At 67.9% G+C, this 1,582-nt stretch carries 1 protein-coding gene and 1 pseudogene; both read left to right on the top strand.

Annotated elements, in window-relative coordinates; genetic code table 11:
- Window positions 1-277 (top strand): annotated as a pseudogene (locus tag JHN45_RS53865) (hypothetical protein); the annotation flags it as partial.
- Window positions 278-384: 107 nt separating this feature from the next.
- Entirely contained in the window at window positions 385-1,326 is a 942-nt protein-coding gene (locus JHN45_RS51850) for an EamA family transporter (RefSeq protein WP_201056474.1), read from the top strand.
- Window positions 1,327-1,582: the final 256 nt, after the last annotated feature.

Genomic DNA, 1,582 nt, shown 5'->3' with positions numbered 1-1,582 from the left:
GACGGGGGCAGGGGTTGCGGCGGGGGTTCAGTACGCCGCGGCGCCTCCGGTCTTCGTCGAGAGCTGGGCACCACAGCCGCAGGGGCATCAGGGGCATCAGGGGTATCAGACGTATCCGGCACAGGAGGTGCAACAGGCACAGCAGGCGCAGCAGATGTATCAACCTGCGTACGTCGAGGCCGAGTACGCCTCCGATCCGCTCTTCGGGCCCATGCCCGCGACCCTCCCCGACGGTCGGCCGCTGTTCCGGGACGAGGTTCCCTGGAGCGGCATCTGAGTCCAGGACAGTTGCATAAAGGGTTCTCACACCTGTCTCAGTCCACTACCATGGACTGAGCAGTGCATCGTGATGGACGAATCCCGAGCTGATCCCCTGGAAGCGCCGTGAGCATCCCCAGTACATCGACGACCACCCCCGTGGCGGCGACCCCCGTTGCCGCCCCTCGTCGGTTCGGTCCGGTGGGCCTCGTGCTGGCCGGGGGGATCTCGGTGCAGTTCGGCGGTGCGCTCGCGGTGACGCTGATTCCGCGGGCGGGATCGCTGGGTGTCGTGACGCTTCGCCTGCTGGTGGCGGCGGTGGTTCTGCTCGTGGTCTGCCGCCCGAGTCTGCGCGGTCACTCGCGTACGGACTGGGGGACGGTCGTCGTCTTCGGCGTCACGATGGCCGCGATGAACGGGCTCTTCTATCAGTCACTCGCCCGCATCCCCCTGGGCCCGGCGGTGACCCTGGAGGTACTGGGCCCGCTCGCCCTGTCTGTGCTGACTTCGCGGCGTGCGCTGAACGCGGTGTGGGCGGGACTCGCCCTTGCGGGCGTGTTCCTGCTGGGCGGGGGAGGCTTCAGCAGCCTGGACCCTGTAGGCGTGGCCTTCGCGCTGGGCGCCGGCGCTATGTGGGCGACGTACATAGTTTTCAGTGCCCGTACGGGGCGCCGCTTCCCGCAGGCCGATGGGCTGGCGCTGGCGATGGTCGTAGCGGCGGTGGTGTTTCTGCCGCTCGGTGTCGCGGAGTCCGGTACGAGGCTGCTGAACCCTGTGACCATCGCGCTCGGGTCGGCGGTGGCGGTTCTTTCGTCCGTTCTTCCCTACACGCTCGAACTTCTGGCGTTGCGACGGCTGCCTGCTTCCACCTTCGCCATCCTGATGAGCCTGGAGCCTGCCATCGCGGCGACTGCGGGCTTCCTGATCCTTCACCAGGCGCTGTCTGTCTCTGAAGCCTTGGCTATTGGGTTGGTCATCGGGGCGAGTATGGGGGCTGTGCGGACTCAGGTGGGGCGGGGGAAGGTGAAGCGGGAGGTTGTGCAGGAGGCTGCGGGGGTTGGGCCTTAGGCGTATGCGGGCGTTGGGCCACTCGCTTCTTGTCAGTGTCGGGCTTCCACGGACCGAGTAAAGGGCGCTCCGCTTCGCTACGCGTCGCCTACGGCGATTCCGCTGCGCTCCACCCTTGACTAGGTCCGCTCCAGCCCGGTTGAGAAGCGAGCGAGCGGCCCGGAAGAACGGGGTCCCAGGTACGTCCCCCCTTCACGTCGGCTGCGTCCGCACCCGGCGGAGCGGATGCGCGTCTACGTCTCGCCAGCACGCCGGG

Origin of the sequence: Streptomyces sp. MBT53 (genome assembly GCF_016654115.1) — a bacterium.
Classification (GTDB): Bacteria; Actinomycetota; Actinomycetes; order Streptomycetales; family Streptomycetaceae; genus Streptomyces.
The sequence above is the reverse complement of the archived record's forward strand: the minus strand, read 5'-3'. Positions and strand labels throughout refer to the sequence as shown.